The sequence below is a fragment of the Pelagibacterium sp. genome (assembly GCF_965249125.1).
Classification (GTDB): Bacteria; Pseudomonadota; Alphaproteobacteria; order Rhizobiales; family Devosiaceae; genus Pelagibacterium.
Genome location: NZ_OZ252217.1, coordinates 1,339,622 through 1,358,824, shown reverse-complemented (window position 1 = coordinate 1,358,824; position 19,203 = coordinate 1,339,622). Strand labels below are relative to the sequence as shown.

The following is a 19,203-nucleotide window of genomic DNA, read 5'->3' as shown; positions in this document are numbered from 1 at the left end:
GGCAATTAGGATGGCAAGCCGCCATCACCACACAGTCTCGGACAGGACTTTACCCAAAGGAACTTTTGGTCCCTTTGGGCATCCCGGGCGGCCGGAACCGCCCGAAATCAAGTTTTCGCGGGTCCTTAAAGGACCGACGCGGGATCGACATGGACGCCAGCGCCCATGGTCGAGGAAACGGCGACGCGCTTGACGTAGGTTCCCTTGGCGCCAGCGGGCTTTGCCTTGGAAACAGCGTCAGTGAGCGCCTTGATGTTTTCAACGAGCTGAGCTTCCGTGAACGAAGCCTTGCCAACACCGGCGTGAATGATACCGGCTTTTTCGACACGGAACTCCACGGCGCCGCCCTTGGCAGCCTTGACGGCTCCGGCGACATCGGGGGTCACGGTGCCGACCTTGGGGTTCGGCATCAAATTGCGCGGGCCCAGAATTTTGCCGAGACGACCAACGAGCGGCATCATGTCCGGGGTCGCAATGCAGCGATCGAAATTGATGTTGCCCTTCTGGATTTCCTCGGCGAGGTCGTCAGCACCAACGATATCGGCACCGGCCTTCTTGGCCTCTTCGGCCTTGGCATCCTTGGCGAACACGGCGACGCGAACGGTCTTGCCCGTGCCGTTGGGCAGGTTGACGACGCCGCGAACCATCTGGTCGGCGTGGCGCGGATCAACACCCAGATTCATTGCAACTTCAACGGTCTCGTCGAACTTTGCCGTGGCGCGTTCCTTGACCATCTTGATGGCCTCGTCGACGCCATAGAGCTTCTTGCGGTCGATACCGTCACGAACCTGCTTGGTGCGCTTTGCGATCTTGGTCATGTCAGATTACCCCTCAACCTGAAGGCCCATGGAGCGGGCGGACCCGGCAACCATGCTCATTGCGGCCTCAACGGTATCCGCGTTGAGATCCTTCATCTTCTTTTCCGCGATATCGCGCAGTTGAGCCTGAGACAGGGTGCCGGCGCTATCGTGACCCGGGCGCTTGGAGCCCGACTTGAGGTTGATCGCCTTCTTGATGAAGTAGGTGACCGGAGGCAGCTTCATTTCGAAGGTGAAGCTCTTGTCCGCAAAAGCGGTGATCACGACCGGGATCGGCGCGTTCTTTTCCATCTCCTGCGTAGCCGCATTGAAGGCCTTGCAGAATTCCATGATGTTCAGACCGCGCTGGCCCAGGGCCGGGCCGATCGGGGGCGACGGAGTCGCGGAGCCCGCAGGCACCTGCAACTTGATATAACCGATAATCTTCTTTGCCATACTGCGTTCCTTTCAATAGGCCGCCAAAGCGGCCATTTGGTGACGGCGTGGTCCGAGGTTTGACCGATGGATGGCGACCATCGCCCTCTCCCACACATCATTCGCCCCGTTGCCGGAGCTTGAGCGATCAGACCTTTTCGACCTGACCGTATTCCAGCTCAACCGGCGTGGGCCGACCGAAAATCGAAACTTCGACCTTGAGGCGCGCGCGCTCTTCGTCGACTTCCTCGACAACACCCGAAAAGCTCGCAAACGGACCGTCGGAAACCCGCACGTTCTCGCCAACCTCGAAAGAGACAGAAGGCTTGGGACGATCAACGCCTTCCTGCACCTGCTGCAGGATACTCATCGCCTCACGCTCCGAGATCGGCTGCGGCTTGTTGTCCGCGCCAAGGAACCCGGTGACCTTCGGGGTATTCTTGATGAGATGGAACGTCTCGTCGGTCAGCTCCATCTTGACCAGCACATAGCCGGGAAAAAACTTGCGTTCGGCATCGACCTTGCGGCCGCGCCGTACCTCGGTGACCTTCTCGGTCGGCACAAGAACGTCATCGAACAGATGATCGAGACCGTTTGAGACAACCTTCTGCCTGATGTCCTCTGCAACCTTGCGCTCGAAGTTCGAATACGCCTGAACAATGTACCAACGCTTGGCCATACTGCTTTTTTCGCTCCTGATCCCGCCGCTTCGCCTTAGCGAATGGACAGTATTAACCCGACAAAGAACTGGATGATCTGGTCGGCGGCCAGAAAGAACAGGCTCGCAAAGATCACCATGACCAGAACCATCGCAGTCGAGATCAGCGTCTCGTTCCGGGTCGGCCAGACGACCTTACTGACCTCCGAACGCACCTGCTGAAAAAACGTAAAGGGATTAGTCCGGGCCATATACCGCTCGATACCTGGTGTTAATCTGGGGCTTAAGTCCATAAGCAATTGCCGCGCGAGTCGCATCGCACGGCCAAGAAGGGCCTATTTAGTCTCTGGAGCGCTTCAAGGCAAGACCTTGCGACCATCTTTTTTGGTCGCCGCAGACCCGCTCTCAAGCCGTGTCTATTGGGCGTGAGCGCCGTGTCCACAACGGGCGTCATGCGCGATATCCCACAAAGGAGAACTGGCAGGGGCGGAGGGACTCGAACCCACGGCCCTCGGTTTTGGAGACCGATGCTCTACCAACTGAGCTACACCCCTATGCCGAGCCATGGTCTAGTCGAGTTGGTTTTCCAGCGCAAGAGCCTGTTGCAATCACAAGACAAAAAGAAAGGGCGACCCGAGGGCCGCCCTTAAAAATCAAGTGAGATCGAGGCCGTTAAGCGACGATTTTGGAGACGACGCCGGCGCCGACGGTGCGGCCGCCTTCACGGATGGCAAAGCGCAGCTTTTCTTCCATCGCGATCGGAACGATCAGTTCCACGTTCATTTCCACATTGTCGCCAGGCATAACCATCTCGGTGCCTTCGTTCAGCGTCACAACACCGGTCACGTCCGTCGTCCGGAAGTAGAACTGCGGGCGGTAGTTGGTGAAGAACGGCGTATGACGGCCACCCTCTTCCTTGGTCAGGATGTAGGCTTCGGCAACGAACTTGGTGTGCGGGGTCACCGAACCGGGCTTGCACAGAACCTGACCGCGCTCGACCTGCGTACGGTCGATACCACGGATCAGAGCGCCGATGTTGTCGCCGGCTTCACCCGAATCGAGCAGCTTGCGGAACATTTCAACGCCGGTCACGGTCGTCTTCAAAGTCGGCTTGATGCCAACGATCTCGACTTCCTCGCCAACCTTGACGATGCCGCGCTCGACGCGACCGGTCACAACAGTGCCACGGCCAGAGATCGAGAACACGTCCTCGACCGGCATCAGGAACGGCTGGTCCTTCGGACGCTCGGGCTGCGGGATGTAGTCGTCAACGGTCTTCATCAGCTCGAGAACAGCGTCATGGCCGATTTCCGGACGCTTGTCTTCAAGCGCCATCAGCGCCGAACCCTTGGTGATCGGAATGTCGTCACCGGGGAATTCGTAGGACGAGAGAAGCTCACGCACTTCGAGTTCGACGAGCTCGAGAAGCTCTTCGTCGTCGACCTGGTCGACCTTGTTCAGGAACACGACAAGCGCCGGCACGCCGACCTGGCGGGCGAGCAGGATGTGCTCGCGGGTCTGCGGCATCGGGCCGTCGGCAGCCGAAACCACGAGAATCGCGCCGTCCATCTGCGCCGCACCGGTGATCATGTTCTTCACATAGTCGGCGTGGCCAGGGCAGTCGACATGCGCGTAGTGACGCTTTTCGGTCTCGTATTCGACGTGCGCCGTCGAAATGGTGATCCCGCGCGCCTTTTCTTCAGGCGCCTTGTCGATCTGGTCGTACGCAGAAAACGTCGCACCCCCAGTCTCCGCAAGAACCTTCGTGATCGCTGCTGTCAACGACGTCTTGCCATGGTCAACGTGACCAATCGTGCCGATGTTGCAGTGCGGCTTGTTACGCGCAAATTTTTCCTTGCCCATTGCTCACAACCGTTAATCAAGAGTTAGAACTGCGGGGGCGTTTACCCGGTTGGACGCTGAGAGACAAGTGGTTTTTGTTATCCGCGCCTGAGTCCGAACAAAGACAGTTCATGCCATCGCCAGGCTGGCTCCCAAAGTCGACCGCCTAACTGAGAAGTCGTGCATTGCGTTCGCCGGAGGAAACCTGCTCAGGACAAGCCATCACAATGCGAATATCATCATAATCGCGGTCAGAGCCGGCGATCTCCGGCGGCCGATCTTCCCAGCCGTAATACATGAACTTGTCTTCGCCGCATTCCTCCGTCGCCTGCTGCGGCGTACGATTGGTGCTATTGTTCGGCGGTATTTTTCCACCTTGCGCCGGTGTCCTGCGGCACTCCTCCAGCGTATCGCACAAGATGGTCTCTAGAATCGTAACCTTCTGCCCAGAAGGCGCCTCCAGCCCATGATATTTCTCAGGACTGCCGGGTATCCATTCGCTTTCCGTATAATAATTATAGCGTGAGCCACCGGCATCCCAACGCTGCGGCGATGTCCGCGAGTTCCTGACATTTTCCAGACGAATGGAAAGAAACGATCCCTGCGGACATTGCGGCATCAGGTACGTGTATCGTCTTTCTGCGCCGCTGCCTCCAGAGATTTGCCTCCAGACACCTTGTTCAGAAGTGTCTAGGCCGGGTGGGCCCAACAACGCCGTTCGCCTTGCGTATTCGTCCCTTAGCCACGGATCGACAATTGGATTATCGGGATCGGCGGGATCGCCAGGATCGGGAACAAATCGCAGGTCACGGTTGGCGCTCGAACCACCATTGTCCGCGATAGGCACCATCTGGGTGCGTTTTGGCTGGCTTGGATCGCCTTCCGGCCGATCTATCCAGTAGCAATAGAGCCAAAGCCGATTGAAGTCGGCCGCCTCGTAGCTCAGTTCGCTAAATTCGGGCGCCACCCATTTCAGGTCGGGCCTCTCTACTTGCGCAACGGCGGCAACCGAAACCCGTTGAACATCACCAATCCCAGGAAGCAGCTTGATGAACGCAAGCGGAACATCCGCTGAAGCTGTCACCCGAAAATCATACTGATTGAGCCACTCGCCTTCAACCTGGACTTCCCGAGCCCAGCTTCCATTATAGTTCCGCGCAATCTCCGCCATCGCGGCATCATGAACAACTTCCCAGTCCACATCCTCAATCAGAGCGTTGAGAGCCGCGGAATCTGCTTCGATCTGAAGCTTTTCCTGTACGTGCTGCAACCGCACGTAATCCACGGCCCATCCGGCCATTGCGATGAACGGTATGGCCATTACGGCGAAAATCACGGCGACGACGCCATCCTCGCGCCGGACCAAGTCCCACAAACTGCGTCCCATGCCCGTTTGCCCATCTCCGGCGCTTCTGGCGCCCAATAAACCGCATGATTGCGACCGGCAGCGCCGGCTTTGTATCGATCACACAATATCGGAATGGATTTTCAGTAAACTTACGCAGTTTCGGCAAAACTGTCTGAAAGGGTTTACCGGGCGTTAAGCAGGTATTGCAGCATCAATAGCAGGATTTCGCGCGCTCGACCTCGCCGCGCGAACCGATGATGATGCCGATGCGCTGATGCAGGCTCGATGGCTCAATATCGAGAAGACGTTGAGTGCCGGTGGTCGAGGCGCCGCCGGCCGCTTCGACAATCATGCTCATGGGGTTGGCCTCATAGAGCAAGCGCAAGCGCCCTCCCTTACCCTTGGTATCCTCATCCTCGGGATAGAGAAAAACTCCACCCCGGCACAGGATGCGGTGCAGATCTGCGACCATAGCTGCGCACCAACGCATGTTGTAGGTCTTGCCGAACGGGCCGGCCTTTCCAGCAAGACAAGCATCGATGAACGCCCGCGTAGGCGGATACCAACGCGTCTGCCGAGACGCATTGATGGCGAATTCTGCCGCCTCGGCCGGAATTTCCACCTTGTCCCGAATCATGACGAATTCGGCATTGGCCTCGTCGAGGCTGAACACGGTCACCCCCTGCCCCGTCGTGAGCACGAGCAGCGTGGCCGGGCCGTAAAGCGCATATCCGGCCGCAACCTGCTTTTTTCCCGGCTGCAATATGTCCGCCGTCGTGATCCCTGAACTCTTGCCCAGGTCGAGCACGGAAAAGATGGAACCCACAGCGCCATTGATTTCGAGATTGGATGAACCGTCGAGCGGATCGAAAACCAGCGCGTGGCGCGCATTTGCGGCCCCCTCCACCAATTCTATGTCGTCCAATTCCTCCGACACCATAGCAGCCAGAACCCCGCTGGCCGCACCCCGGGCCAGAAAAATGTCGTTGGCGACAACGTCGAGTTTTTTCTGCACCTCCCCTTGAACATTTATTGCCTGAGCCGCCCCGATGTCCCCCGCCGTAGAGGCGACGCGCAGCGCAACTGAAATCTCGATAGCGCAGTCGGCGACCACCCCGAAAATTTCTCCGATGGCTCTGTCGAACCTGCTTTCAGCGATCCAGGTTTCAAGAGTTTTGCGCGCCACTTGCTATCTCCGAATGGGGTTTCCAGTCCTGCTTATGCTGCACGACTGTGAGCGTCCAGACCAACCAAAGTCCTAAACCACCGCAACCCGAAGGGTCCCGGGCTCGGCGTTCTTGCGACCTGCGCCTTTTCCTTGAGCCTGATCGCTCGGTATTCGCTGGCCCGAGCGGTTTAAGGGCTAGGCAGGAGGTTCTGCCATCGCTAACCTTTGAATGGGATGAGGAAAGACAGGCTGCGCCAATATTTACAGATCGCGCTGGCAGCGCTGGTGGTCATTACCAGTGCTATGATAGCCCGCGTCGTCTGGGAGCAATCGGCGCTCAACGCCGCCCGCTCCACAGGCGAGACCAGGGCTGAACTCGTCGCCCAGACGATCAGCGATACAATCGCGCAAAACGCCCATTTTCCATTGGTACTCGCGCTCGATCCAGATGTGCAGGCCGTGCTTGACGACCCAAGCGATCTCAATGGAATCGATGCGCTAAATCGCAAGCTAGAGACGATCGAAGCATCGGGCAGCCCGGCCGCCCTCTATGTCATGAACCCTGACGGTCACACACTGGCGGCCAGCAACTGGAATACCGAAGGAAGCTTCGTCGGCCAGTATTACGGCTTCCGATCCTATTTCACACAAGCCATTGCAGTCGGCCAAGGCACATATTTCGGCATCGGCGTTACCACGGGAAGAGCCGGCTATTTCATTGCCCGGGCGGTCGGCGCTACCCAGCCAACCGGCGTCACCGTGGCCAAGATCGAGTTCGACGACCTCGAAACGACCTGGGCGCGGGCGGCCGAGCACATCATGGTAACTGATGAAAACGACATCATTTTTCTCGCCAGCCGTTCCGAATGGAAATATCGCTCACTGGCCGCAGTCGACGAGATGGCGATTACCCGCATCCAGAGCACCCAGCAATATGCCGGGACCGAAATCGAACAACTGCGGATGGACGAGCACTCGCCCGATGGAAATCAGGTGTGGGCCGAGGGCCTTCCGGACAATGGCAGTTTTTTGCGCCAGACGGTCCATATCCCGGAGTTAGGCTGGACGGTAAATCGGCTCACCGACCTCTCCAGCGTCGCCGACGCAAGACGGGACGGCACGATGATCGGGGCAACAGGCTCGGCATTGGTGATCGCCATACTGTTCTATTTCGCCCAGCGTCAACGCAGCTTGGCCGTGGAACGGGCCGCCAGAGCCGATCTCGAACAACGCGTTGCGGAGCGCACCAGCGCGTTGCGCGAAGTCAACGACACCCTCCACATTGAGGTAGAGGAGCGACGGCGGACCGAACGCGAACTGCGCAGCGCCCAGAACGATCTGATACAAGCGGGAAAGCTGGCCGCGCTTGGACAGATGTCCGCTGCCATCGCGCACGAGATCAATCAGCCCCTTACCGCAATGCGCACTTACATCGCCACCACGCGGGTCTTCGTACCCTTGGGCGATCCGGGGGCGGTTCTCGACAATCTCGAAAAGGTGGACAATCTCGCGCTTCGCATGGGGCGGATCACCTCGCACCTCAAATCGTTCGCACGCAAGGAAGGCATGGGGCCGGCCGAAGTAATCTCGGTGGATCGCGCCGTCCAGAAGGCTCTCGATCTCGTCGACGTTCAACTGCAGGCAGAGGCCATCACGATAAAGAGATCCATTGTTCCCGTTCTCACTTTGGGCAACGATGTGCGGCTCGAACAGGTGGTCATCAATCTCGTTCGCAACGCCATCGACGCGGTGCAAGAAACACCTCAACCGGCCGTCGAAATCGCCGTAGGTAACGCGAACGGGCGCGCCTTCATTGAGGTAAGGGACAACGGCCCCGGCTTCGACCCGGCCATTCTTGAAACGCTGTTTGATCCCTTCGTTACCACCAAACCTTCCGGAGCGGGTTTGGGGCTGGGATTGACGATATCCTATGAAATCATTCGCGAGTTCGGCGGTTCGCTCAGGGCCGTGAACCACCCGGATGGTGGTGCGATTCTGACCGTAGAACTTGTTGCCGTGGACGAGGCACCGTCCCCATTTCAAAGTGAGGAAGCAGAAAATGGCTGAACGGCAGACCGTCATTTTTGTCGATGACGAAGAGCCCATGCGCCACGCCGTGCAGCAATGGCTTGGTGTCGCCGGCCATGACACCACCAGCTTCGCATCGGGCCAATCGGCCCTCGAGCATATATCGGTGGGCCTTAACGGGATCGTTCTTACGGACTTGCGCATGCCATCCATGGACGGGATGGAACTGTTGCGGCGCATCCTGGAAATCGATCCCGATATACCTGTGATCCTCATGACCGGTCAGGGCGACATCGAAAGTGCAGTCGAGGCGATGCGGATCGGCGCTTACGATTTCATCGAAAAACCCTTCGATCCCGAACGTCTGGCGCAGACGGTCCGCCGCGCAACCGAGAAACGTCGCCTTGTACTGGAAAACCGGTATCTGGCCGCAGCTACACCGGATGACGCCTTGCGCACTCGAATTCTCGGCACCTCGCGCGGGATCGAGCGCCTTCGTGAAGCCGTTTCAGAGATCGCCGCAACCGACGTCAGCGTAGTGCTCTATGGCGAAACCGGATCGGGCAAGGATCTGATAGCGCGATGCCTGCACGAATTGGGGCGCCGCTCGACCGGCAATTATGTTGCCGTCAACTGTTCCGCCATTCCCGATACGATGGTGGAAACGGAAATGTTCGGGCACGAAGCCGGCGCCTTTACCGGCGCTGCCGGACGCAGGATCGGCAAGATTGAACACGCCAGCGGAGGCACGCTCCTGCTCGATGAAGTTGAATCGATGCCTTTAACGATGCAGGCCAAGTTGTTGAGAGCACTGCAGGAGCGCGTCATCGAACGCCTTGGATCCAACAGCTCAATTCCCGTCGATTTCCGCACCATCGCCGCAACGAAGCGCGATCTGAAGGCCGAAAGCAACTCAGGAGCCTTCCGCTCAGATCTCTATTTCCGCCTCTCGGTGGTCGAACTCACGATCCCACCCTTGCGTGATCGCCGCGACGATATCCCGCTTCTCTTCGAGTATTTCGCCGGCGAAGCCGCGCGCAGCCACAATCGTGAACCACGTCCGCTCAAAGGAGCCACGCTCGATGCACTGATACGGCACGACTGGCCTGGAAATGTACGTGAGTTGCGAAACGTGGCTGAACGGCATGCTCTGGGTCTTAGCAGTTTTGCGACGACGGGCATCGCCCGCCCCAGCGACCTTGCGGATATCATGCCCCTCGCCCAGCAGCTTGAGACCTTTGAGCGCCGGATCATCGAGCGCGCTTTGGCCGACAGCGGCGGCCGCATCAGCGAAGTTATGGAAAAGCTCGGCGTGCCCCGGAGGACCCTCAACGAAAAAATGACCCGGCTCGGCATCCGGAGGCGCGAAGCTGACGATCAATATAGGCAATAAGTCGCGGACTATCGGCAATATTTTGCCGATAACGCTGAGTCCAAATATTTACTCAAATCGCTAACAACCTGCAATGAAAGGATTTTATCAAGTCGAACTTGTGATCTCGCTGTTGGCACAGCGATTGCAATGAACATATCACCGGCCATGCAGACGAAGCGTGGCGGGCGTAGCGACCGGGAGCCCGGCGCTTGAGAGGAACCATGCAGCCCTGTGAGGGACTGCAAATGGGAGGAAACAATGAAACTTCTGACAGCCTGCGCCGTAATCGGCGTGCTGGCGGTGAGCGCTCCCGCGTTCGCCCAACAGCAACTTTCCATCGCGACCGGCGGGACCGGTGGTGCCTACTACCCGATCGGCGGCGGTCTGGCCGAGCTGATTACTGAAAATCTCGAAGGCTATAGCGCGGTCGCCGAAGTTACCGGCGCGTCCGTGGAAAACATGGCGCTGGTTCATCAGGGCGCGGCAGATTTTGCCATCGCACTCGGCGACACTGTCGCCCAGGCCTATACTGGTACCGGCGCATTTGATGGCCGCCAGGTCGATATCCTGTCATTGGGGGCACTCTATCCCAACGCAGTGCAGATCGTTGTTCCGGCAGATTCCGACATCCAGGGCCTGGCCGATCTCGCCGGGAAGCGGGTTTCCGTTGGCGCACCCGGCTCGGGTACCGAACTCAATGCCCAGGCCATCCTCAATGCCAACGGCATTACCTACGAAGATCTTGCCGCTGCCCAACGCCTGAACTTCAACGAAACGGCAGACGCCTTACGCGACGGCGATATCGATGCCGGCATCTGGAGCGTCGGTCCTCCGACTTCTTCGATCATGTCGCTGGCCGTGGCCCGCGCAATTCGCCTGATTCCGCTCAGCGAAGAAGAAATCGCCGCAGCCAAGGAGGTCGAGCCGATCTTTGCCAACTATGTTCTTCCCGCAAATAGCTATGAAGGCGTCGACACAGAAACACCCACCGTCGGCATCCCCAACGCACTCGTGGTCAGCGCCGGCATGGACGAGGAACTGGCTTATCAGGTGACCAAGCTGCTGCACGAACAGGTCGACTATCTGCGGGCGATCCACCCTGCGGCCAACGATACCACGGTCGAATTCGCTCTGGGCGCTACCCCGATCCCTCTGCATCCCGGGGCGATTCGCTATTACGAAGAAGTCGGAGCGGACATTCCCGAAAATGCTCGTCCCTAAGGGCGGGTCCAAGGTGATGGGCGGGGCGAGCATAGTGCTTGCCCTGGCCCTTTCAGCCGCTGCGCTATCGGGCGAACCGGATGCGATGGTGCTCGAAGTTTTCCGGGAAGATGGGGAAACCATTTTTCAGGAGCCGGTCGCTGATGGCTCGCGATGGTGCATTTTCTGGAATCATTCGGTTCAACATTTCCTCGTTCGCGACTGTTTTGTCGCGAGCGAAGGGCAAATGGTACTCGAGCGGTCTCATCAACCTGATTTTGCAGCGGGTCTCGGCCATATTCCGGGCAGAGGTACGATGATTTCAGCACCGGAAGGCGGTTACTGGATCGAAGATATCAACGAGCCCGTGCCCGCCAATTGCCTGCGGCTGAGGGTTGGAGCGCCCGGCGTCGATCACAGGATCGTTTTTAACCAACGCGACGAGAACCTGTCTGCCATAGCGCCACGAGAGGCCGTGCGCATTGTCCTGAATGACGCAGGACACCAGGGAGAAAATTCATGCTGAAATCAATCTTCCGGCACAAAGGTCCGCTGGCGCCGGAGGTTCCGCCTTCGGTTGGCGCCTTGGTGGAGCGTCCATGGCCCATCCGCCTGTCGGTGATAATTCTGTCGGTCGCTTTGGTGCTGTTTCAGCTCTATACGGCGGGTATCAACCCGCTTGGCCTTTTCTATCAGCGATCGATTCATCTGGGCTTTATCCTGATGATCGCCTTTCTGGTGTTTCCTGTCGCCGGCCCCAACCGCAAGCAAGGCCCTGTAGGAGCATTAATCGACACGGTGTTTTTTGCGCTGGCAATCGTGTCGGGCTTTTACATAGCGGTTTTTCTCAACGATATTATCGACCGGGCCGGGTTTTGGAGTTCCACGGACGTTACGGTGGGCGTAATCGCGGTTATCACCCTGCTTGAAGCGAGCCGGCGCGTGGTGGGCAAGGGCATTACCATCATCGGCATCATCTTCATCCTCTACGCCATGGCAGGACCAAACGGCCCCTTACCGTGGCTGGGCGACATAATGCCCGGAATTCTCAGTCACCGGGGCTATCCCATCGATCGCCTGGCAGCACAGCTCTATCTCGGACAGGAAGGGATTTTCGGACTCCCGCTTGGCGTCGCTGCAACCTACGTCTTCATTTTCGTGCTGTTCGGTGCCGTGCTCGAAGTCACCGGGGCCGGCCATTTCTTCATCGAGCTTGCCTACGCCGCGACTGGGCGCCGCCGGGGCGGCCCGGCCAAGGCAGCGGTCGTCGCATCGACGGCCATGGGGTCGATCTCGGGTTCGACAATTGCCAATGTGGTTACGACCGGCCCTTTCACCATCCCCCTTATGAAACGGCTCGGGTACAAGCCGGCTCAGGCCGGCGGCATCGAGGCCGCAGCTTCGACGGGCGGACAGATAACGCCGCCCCTGATGGGCGCGGGTGCGTTCCTGATTGCCGAGTACACGGGCGTCCCCTACCTCCACATCGTGCTCGTTTCGATTTTTCCGGCCTTCCTTTATTTTCTGACGGTCTATCTTTTCGTTCACATCATCGCCATCAAGCAGAACATGAAGGGCATGTCGCCGAGCGAGTTGCCCTCAGTGCGCGAGGTGATGAAAAACGGTTGGCACTTCATGGTGCCGCTCGCGATCCTGATGTACCTGCTGGTCCTCGGCATCTCGCCGATGCGTGTCGGCTTCTGGGCCGTTATTTCGGTCCTGATCGTGGCGGTCCTCAAGGGAAGTTACGACTGGCTGCGCTCCGCGCCACGCGAGGAAGGAGCCAAACGACCCTCGATTGGCGAGGCGCTCAGGCTTGGTGGCCTGAAGCTGGTCGAAGCCTGCGAGGTCGGTGCGCGCAACGCTTTGACGGTGACGATCGCCTGCGCCATCGGCGGCATCATAGTGGGGATCATCGGCCTTACCGGGCTGGGCCTGAAGTTCACATCGATGATGCTCGCCTTCTCGGGCGGATATGTGTTGCTCGCTCTCTTGCTCGTGCTCATCGCCAGCCTGATCCTCGGCTTCGGTCTGCCGGTCACCGCCGCCTATATCGTGATCATAATCCTGGTAGGGCCCGCTCTCAATCAGGAGTTCGGCATTCCACTGCTGATCGTGCATCTTGTGGTGTTCTGGTATTCTCAGGATTCCAATGTAACACCGCCGGTCGCGCTGGCTGGCTTTGCAGCGGCAGCAATAGCGCGAAGCGGGCCCATGGAGACGAGCGTTCAGGCCTGGAAGTTTGCAAAAGGCCTCTACATCATCCCCATGTTCATGGTGTTCAACCCCGAAATCATCGTTGGTGGACCACTACCCATCGTCCTCTGGAATGGCGCCCTGGCACTCGTGGGCACGGTGGCATTTGTCGCAGTGCTTGAAGGGTTCTTCCAGGCGCGGATGCACCTCATTTTGAGGGTGCTCCTCTGCCTCGGCGGCATTGGGTGCCTGTCTCCCTATCCGGCAGCCGAGATCGCCGGGTTTCTGGGCAGCATTGCAATCCTGGGACACAATGCCTGGCTGGCCTGGCGGAACGACCGGGCCAATCCCCTGCCCGCGTGAAAAAGCCCCGGCTGCAGCCGGGGCTTTGCTCTACCTTCGAAAACAACCGCCGCATGTCCATGCAACGGCGAGTGTCTTCTATCGGTTCAGGCGATTGTCTATGAGGTTGTCGACAACGGCAGGATCGGCAAGCGTTGACGTATCGCCCAGTGCTCCGAAGTCGTTTTCGGCAATCTTGCGCAGAATGCGGCGCATGATCTTGCCTGACCGAGTCTTGGGAAGTCCTGGCGCAAACTGGATGCAATCGGGCGAAGCGATCGGCCCGATGTCCTTGCGAACCCAATTGCGCAGTTCGCCCCTGAGATCCTCGCTGTCTTTTTCTCCAGCCATGAGCGTCACATAGCAGTAGATGCCCTGGCCCTTGATCTCGTGGGGATAGCCGACCACCGCGGCTTCTGAGATTTTCGGATGCGCAACCAACGCACTCTCGATCTCGGCCGTGCCCAAACGGTGGCCCGACACGTTCAGCACGTCATCGACCCGACCCGTGATCCAGTAATAACCGTCCTCGTCGCGTCGGACGCCATCGCCCGTGAAATAGAATCCTTTGTAAGTCGAGAAATACGTTTCGACGAAGCGGGCGTGGTCGCCCCAAATGGTCCGCGCTTGCCCCGGCCAGCTATCGGCTATGGCCAGAACCCCTTCCGCCCTTGTCTCTTCAATCACCTGACCCTCAGGCGTCAGCACAAGCGGGTCGACGCCGAAAAACGGCTTTGTCGCAGACCCTGGTTTGGTCGGGATGACGCCAGGCAGCGGCATTATCATTGATGCACCGGTTTCGGTCTGCCACCACGTATCCACGATCTCGCAGCGGCCCCTGCCAACGTTCTTGTGATACCACTGCCAGGCCTCCGGATTGATCGGCTCGCCTACCGTCCCGATAAGCCGCAACGATGAAAGATCGGCCTTTTCGACGTGTTCGACGCCGGCCCCCATGAGCGCACGAATGGCCGTGGGGGCTGTATAGAAAATATTGACCCCGTGCCTGTCGACCACCTGCCAGAACCGCGACGGGTCGGGCCAGTTGGGCACGCCTTCAAACATCAATGAGGTAACGCCATTGGCCAACGGCCCGTAGACAATGTAGCTGTGCCCTGTCACCCAGCCCACGTCTGCCGAGCACCAATAGACATCATCAGGTCGCGGATCGAAGATCATTTCATGGGTCAGCGAGGCCCATACCAGATACCCGCCAGTCGTGTGCAACACTCCCTTGGGTTTGCCCGTCGAACCAGAGGTGTAAAGGATAAACAGCGGGTCCTCGGCATTCATCGGTTCGGGAGCACAGAACGGCTCTACGCCCGACACCGCTTCATGCCACCAGACGTCTCGGCCACTCTTCATTGCGATTGAGCCGCCAGTGTTTTCCACCACCAGAACCTTGGAAACACCCGGGCAGTCGTCCAATGCCTTGTCGACATTGGCCTTGAGCGGAACAGTCTTTCCGCCGCGCCGTCCTTCGTCGGCCGTTACGACAACGCTTGAATCCGCGTCGTTGATCCGTCCAGCAAGAGCATCCGGCGAGAAGCCGGCAAAAACCACCGAATGAGGCGCCCCGATGCGGGTACAGGCCAGCATCGCATAGGCGGCCGCTGGTATCATAGGCAGGTAGATCGTGACCCGATCGCCCTTCTTGACGCCCATATCCTTGAGCACATTGGCAAATCGGCAGACTTCGTCATGCAGTTGCCGGAAACTGATGTGCTGAGCTCTATCTTGCGGATTATCGGGTTCCCATATCAACGCCGTCTTGTCGCCGTTGGTCGCAAGGTGCCGGTCTATGCAGTTGGCCGAGACGTTGAGAACCCCGTCTTCAAACCATTTGATCGAAACATCGGGATAGGCAAACGTCGTATTCTTGACCTTGGCATAGGGCTCGATCCAGTCGAGCCGTTTCCCATGCTCCGCCCAAAATGCCTCAGGGCTGGCCAGAGAGGTCCAATATTTCTCCTCAAAACTCTCCGGCGTGAGCCGTGTATGGCGTGCCATCGGGGTCTGGCTGTTCATGTCCATCCTCCTAAATGGCGAGGTATTCTTGCCGCAATCCGGCATTGTCGAGCACTTCACGAGCTGTCCCTGCGAACGCCACCTCCCCGGTGTCGAGGATAACGGCTCGATCAGCCAGTTTGAGTGCCGCAACCGCGTTTTGCTCGACGATAATGGTGGTGATGCCCAGTTCCTTGATCTCGTGCAGGATGGTTTCGATTTCCTGGACGATGACCGGCGCGAGCCCTTCATAGGGTTCATCGAGCAACAAGAGCTTGAGATCCCTGGCCAGCGCCCGAGCAATGGCGAGCATCTGTTGCTCGCCCCCCGAGAGCGTCGTGCCCTCTTGCCGCCGGCGTTCGGCAAGCCGGGGGAAATGCCCGTAAATGCGGTCGAGATCCCATCCTGTGCCCGCCGCCACCTGCGCGAGAGCCAGATTTTCCTCGACCGACAATCCCTGAATGATGCGGCGATCCTCCGGAACCAACTGGATACCGGAGCGAGCCGCTTCGAAGGCTCTCATGCCATGCACAGGTTGTCCGTCGAGCCAGATTTCACCCTGATGCAGGCTGGGATTATCGAGCCGCGCAATGGTGCGCAGGGTTGAAGTTTTGCCCGCGCCGTTGCGCCCCAATAATGCGAGAATCTTGCCATGCGGCACATCAAAGCTAACCCCTTGGACAATGTAGCTCTCGCCGTAATAGGCGTGGACATCCTTGACCGAGAGAAAAGGTAGATCGGCTTGAGCTGCCGTTTCCGGCTGCATGTTTGTCGACACGGCGTTCATCAATGCGCTCCTCCCAGATAAGCTTCCTGAACACGCGGGTCGCCACGGACATCCTCGGGCAAGCCTTCGGCAATGATCCGCCCGCCAGCCAAAACGGAAATCTTGTCAGCAAGTGAAAAAACCACATGCATATCGTGCTCGATGATTACCTTGGTCATCCCGCGGCTCTTGATCTTTTTGAGCAGTTCGATCGTGGTGTTGGTGTCATGCCGGCTCATCCCCGCCGTCGGTTCGTCCAGCAACAATAGACGGGGCTTCTGGATGAGGCACATTGCCAGTTCCAGTCGGCGTTTGTCGCCGCGCGACAGGGAGCCGGCATGGGCTCCGCGCCGATCTACCAACCCGACGTCTTCAAGCATCGCTTCGGCTTCCTCGCGCAGAGCAGTTTCTCGCTCGAACGGCCTGGCCAGATTGATCTTGAACGCACCGTCACGTCGGGCGAACGCAGGCGTCATGACGTTCTGGAGCACCGAAAGATCGGAGAAGATCTCCGGTGTCTGGAAAACACGACTGACGCCCAACTGGTTGATTTCATGGGGCCGCTTGCCGGTCAGCACGGTGCCGTCGAACACTACGGCGCCGCTCGTGGGCGGAATACGTCCGATGATGACATTGAGCAGAGTCGACTTGCCCGCCCCGTTCGGGCCGATGATTGCATGTGTCTTGCCCTCCTCGACCTGGAGGTCGATGTCGGCAAGAGCAAGCAGTCCGCCGAAATTCTTGTGCACATCAGCGACATGCAGAACAACGTTCTTGTTGGTTTCCATGACCAATCTCCTATTCCGCTGCCGATGTGCTGAGTTTGGACGATCTCTCTTCGCGCTTGTGGCGATTGCCGACCATCGATCGAATACGCCGGACGCCCTCCATGATGCCGCCCGGAAGGAAAACGACCACCAGGACGAACACCAGTCCCTCGGTCAGTTTCCAGCCCTCCCCCACGAATTTCGACGCCACCGTGACGGCGAAATCCTGAATTCCGTCGGGCATCCAGTCGAAATAGAACTGGAGGATGCGATCGTTGTAGGCCGAGAAGATGTTTTCCATGAATTTGATCAGCCATGCCCCGATGACCGGACCGATCAGGGTACCAACGCCTCCGAGAATGGTCATCAAAACCACTTCGCCCGAGGCCGTCCATTGCATACGCTCGGCACCGGCCAGCGGATCGGTTACCGCGAGCAGACCACCGGCCAGACCGGCATACATGCCGGAAATGACGAAGGCGGCCAGCGTGTAGGGGCGCGTGTTCACACCCGTATAGGACAGGCGCGTCTGGTTGGATTTGACTGCGCGAAGCATCATGCCGAAGGGCGAGGTGAATATTTTCTGGGCAATGAAGAACACCACCAGCAGAATTATCGCACAGAGATAAAAGCCCCCCATGCCCCCAAGCGTGTTGCCCAGAAGGCTCGGCGAAGGGATGACCGCGGACGTTCCAACGGCGAATAGACTATCGAGCACGCGAGGATCAGAGCCCGCCAGTTGCAGAGCCGTTTCACCGTTGGTGATGGGCGTGAGCACCGAATAGGCGAGGTTGTAGCTCATCTGGGCGAAGGCCAGGGTCAGGATCGAAAAATAGATGCCCGAGCGGCGCAGCGATACGAACCCGATGACCAGCGCGAAGATGCCCGCCATAACAATAGCGAATATGAGTGCCGGAATGGCATCCATCGACAACAGCTTGAACGACCATACGGCGGTATAGGAACCGACACCGAGAAAGGCTGCGTGGCCAAAGCTGAGATAGCCGGTCAGGCCGAACAGAATGTTGAAGCCGACGGCAAAGATCGCAAAGATCGTGAATTGCTGCATGAGCCCGGGATAGGCCGCTCCCAGTGGCTGGAGCCAGATCGGCATGGTGAGAACCACCAGTGAGAAGACCGCAAGGGTAATGTACTCGTTTTTGGGAAGTCGAAGAAAATCCATCTCAGGCCTCCATCACGCCGCGCCGGCCAAGCAGGCCACGGGGGCGAACGAGCAGAATGATCACGGCAACGGCATAAATGATGATCTGGTCGATGCCGGGAACCAGGGCCTTGATCGCCGTCATTGAGGCAAAGGACTGCAGAATCCCCAACAAGAATCCGGCAGCGACCGCCCCCGGCAACGATCCCATGCCACCGACCACGACAACGACAAACGAGAGCACCAGAAAATCCATTCCAAGACTGTAATTGGGCGGCAACAAGGGCGTATACATCGCTCCCGCCAAGCCCGCGACCACGGCGGCTAGACCGAACATGATCGTAAATCGACGATCGATATTGATCCCGAGTAAGCCGACGGTTTCCCGGTCAGCCATGCCTGCACGAACCACCATGCCGAAGGTGGTGAAGCGTAAAAACGCGAACACTGCGGCCAGGACAGCGAGCGAAAAGCCAAGATAGACAAGCCGCCAGAGCGGATAAGTCACGGCGCCAGCCTGCATACCGAAGAGAGCGCCCACATCGGTCGCGCCACGCAGGTCGGATGGGATGGGTTGCGGCCAGGGATTGGGACCGAAAAACGCCTTGACCACTTCCTGCAGGACAATGGCCAGACCGAACGTCACCAGAATCTGTTCGGCGTGGGGGCGCTTGTAAAAATGCTTGATCAGCCCGCGCTCCATCGCAACACCGATAATCAGCATGACGGGAATGGCAAGCAGGATCGAAAACGGAACTGAATAGTCAACGAGCACCGCGCCGAAATCGCCGAACCACGTTTCGGCCATCGGCGTGCGGACTTCGAGAGGAGAGCCCCAGGGCGAAAGCTGGGTTTCGTCGATCGTGACGCTCTCCATGGTGATGAGGGCACGGAACGTGACCGCGCAGAATGCGCCGAGCATGAACAGCGCGCCGTGAGCGAAATTGACGACACCCAAAGTGCCGAAAACCAGAGTAAGACCCAAGGCGATAAGGGCGTAGGCGCCGCCCTTGTCCAGCCCGTTGAGCAATTGCGCGAGAATCGCATCCATCGATTTGGCTCCAGATGTAGGTTTGTCCGGCCACCGCAGCGGCCGGACATGCAAACAGCCG

General features: G+C 58.6%; 17 protein-coding genes and 1 tRNA gene. 5 read left to right on the top strand and 13 right to left on the bottom strand.

The window, feature by feature from the left end:
• Positions 1-125: 125 nt before the first annotated feature.
• From rplA to ACP148_RS06705, 8 genes are all read right to left on the bottom strand, one after another.
• Complete coding sequence (gene rplA, locus ACP148_RS06740) at positions 126-818, bottom strand: 50S ribosomal protein L1 (RefSeq protein ID WP_421950189.1); 693 nt, start codon at positions 816-818, stop codon at positions 126-128.
• Between the two features lie 6 nt (positions 819-824).
• On the bottom strand, positions 825-1,253 hold the full coding sequence (gene rplK, locus ACP148_RS06735; protein ID WP_014130850.1) for a 50S ribosomal protein L11: 429 nt from the start codon (positions 1,251-1,253) through the stop codon (positions 825-827).
• A gap of 127 nt (positions 1,254-1,380) precedes the next feature.
• Complete coding sequence (gene nusG / locus ACP148_RS06730) at positions 1,381-1,911, bottom strand: transcription termination/antitermination protein NusG (protein WP_014130851.1); 531 nt, start codon at positions 1,909-1,911, stop codon at positions 1,381-1,383.
• 35 nt (positions 1,912-1,946) lie between these two features.
• Entirely contained in the window at positions 1,947-2,141 is a 195-nt protein-coding gene (secE, locus tag ACP148_RS06725) for a preprotein translocase subunit SecE (protein ID WP_421950188.1), read from the bottom strand.
• A 227-nt stretch (positions 2,142-2,368) separates the two neighbouring features.
• A tRNA-Trp gene (locus tag ACP148_RS06720) sits at positions 2,369-2,444 on the bottom strand.
• Between the two features lie 118 nt (positions 2,445-2,562).
• Positions 2,563-3,753, bottom strand: coding sequence for an elongation factor Tu (tuf, locus tag ACP148_RS06715; RefSeq protein WP_014130838.1), 1,191 nt, complete (start codon positions 3,751-3,753; stop codon positions 2,563-2,565).
• A 145-nt stretch (positions 3,754-3,898) separates the two neighbouring features.
• Positions 3,899-5,119 carry a TadE/TadG family type IV pilus assembly protein gene (locus ACP148_RS06710; protein ID WP_421950187.1) on the bottom strand — a complete coding sequence of 407 codons (1,221 nt, stop codon included), beginning with the start codon at positions 5,117-5,119 and terminating at the stop codon, positions 3,899-3,901.
• A gap of 172 nt (positions 5,120-5,291) precedes the next feature.
• Positions 5,292-6,266 carry a class 1 fructose-bisphosphatase gene (locus tag ACP148_RS06705; protein WP_425033300.1) on the bottom strand — a complete coding sequence of 325 codons (975 nt, stop codon included), beginning with the start codon at positions 6,264-6,266 and terminating at the stop codon, positions 5,292-5,294.
• A 216-nt stretch (positions 6,267-6,482) separates the two neighbouring features.
• Here ACP148_RS06705 and ACP148_RS06700 point away from each other — a divergent pair, with 216 nt between their 5' ends.
• From ACP148_RS06700 to ACP148_RS06680, 5 genes are all read left to right on the top strand, one after another.
• Complete coding sequence (locus ACP148_RS06700; protein WP_421950185.1) at positions 6,483-8,315, top strand: ATP-binding protein; 1,833 nt, start codon at positions 6,483-6,485, stop codon at positions 8,313-8,315.
• Positions 8,308-9,669 (top strand): sigma-54-dependent transcriptional regulator, encoded by a 1,362-nt coding sequence (locus ACP148_RS06695; protein ID WP_421950184.1) that lies wholly within the window; start codon positions 8,308-8,310, stop codon positions 9,667-9,669. The genes ACP148_RS06700 and ACP148_RS06695 overlap by 8 nt, the downstream gene beginning before the upstream one ends.
• 240 nt (positions 9,670-9,909) lie before the next feature.
• Entirely contained in the window at positions 9,910-10,872 is a 963-nt protein-coding gene (locus ACP148_RS06690; RefSeq protein WP_421950183.1) for a TAXI family TRAP transporter solute-binding subunit, read from the top strand.
• A gap of 34 nt (positions 10,873-10,906) precedes the next feature.
• Positions 10,907-11,377 carry a DUF1850 domain-containing protein gene (locus ACP148_RS06685; RefSeq protein ID WP_421950182.1) on the top strand — a complete coding sequence of 157 codons (471 nt, stop codon included), beginning with the start codon at positions 10,907-10,909 and terminating at the stop codon, positions 11,375-11,377.
• Positions 11,371-13,410, top strand: coding sequence for a TRAP transporter permease (locus tag ACP148_RS06680; RefSeq protein WP_421950181.1), 2,040 nt, complete (start codon positions 11,371-11,373; stop codon positions 13,408-13,410). The genes ACP148_RS06685 and ACP148_RS06680 overlap by 7 nt, the downstream gene beginning before the upstream one ends.
• Before the next feature lie 78 nt (positions 13,411-13,488).
• On the opposite strand, the gene acs is transcribed toward ACP148_RS06680, so the two are convergent.
• The 5 genes from acs to ACP148_RS06655 are packed head-to-tail and all read right to left on the bottom strand — an operon-like array spanning position 13,489 to position 19,142.
• On the bottom strand, positions 13,489-15,417 hold the full coding sequence (acs, locus tag ACP148_RS06675; protein ID WP_421950180.1) for an acetate--CoA ligase: 1,929 nt from the start codon (positions 15,415-15,417) through the stop codon (positions 13,489-13,491).
• A 10-nt stretch (positions 15,418-15,427) separates the two neighbouring features.
• Positions 15,428-16,183, bottom strand: coding sequence for an ABC transporter ATP-binding protein (locus ACP148_RS06670; RefSeq protein WP_421950179.1), 756 nt, complete (start codon positions 16,181-16,183; stop codon positions 15,428-15,430).
• Entirely contained in the window at positions 16,183-16,950 is a 768-nt protein-coding gene (locus ACP148_RS06665) for an ABC transporter ATP-binding protein (protein WP_421950178.1), read from the bottom strand. Before ACP148_RS06665 ends, ACP148_RS06670 begins: the two co-directional genes overlap by 1 nt.
• A 10-nt stretch (positions 16,951-16,960) precedes the next feature.
• Entirely contained in the window at positions 16,961-18,112 is a 1,152-nt protein-coding gene (locus tag ACP148_RS06660; RefSeq protein ID WP_421950177.1) for a branched-chain amino acid ABC transporter permease, read from the bottom strand.
• Position 18,113: 1 nt separating this feature from the next.
• Entirely contained in the window at positions 18,114-19,142 is a 1,029-nt protein-coding gene (locus tag ACP148_RS06655; protein WP_421950176.1) for a branched-chain amino acid ABC transporter permease, read from the bottom strand.
• Between the last annotated feature and the right edge of the window lie 61 nt (positions 19,143-19,203).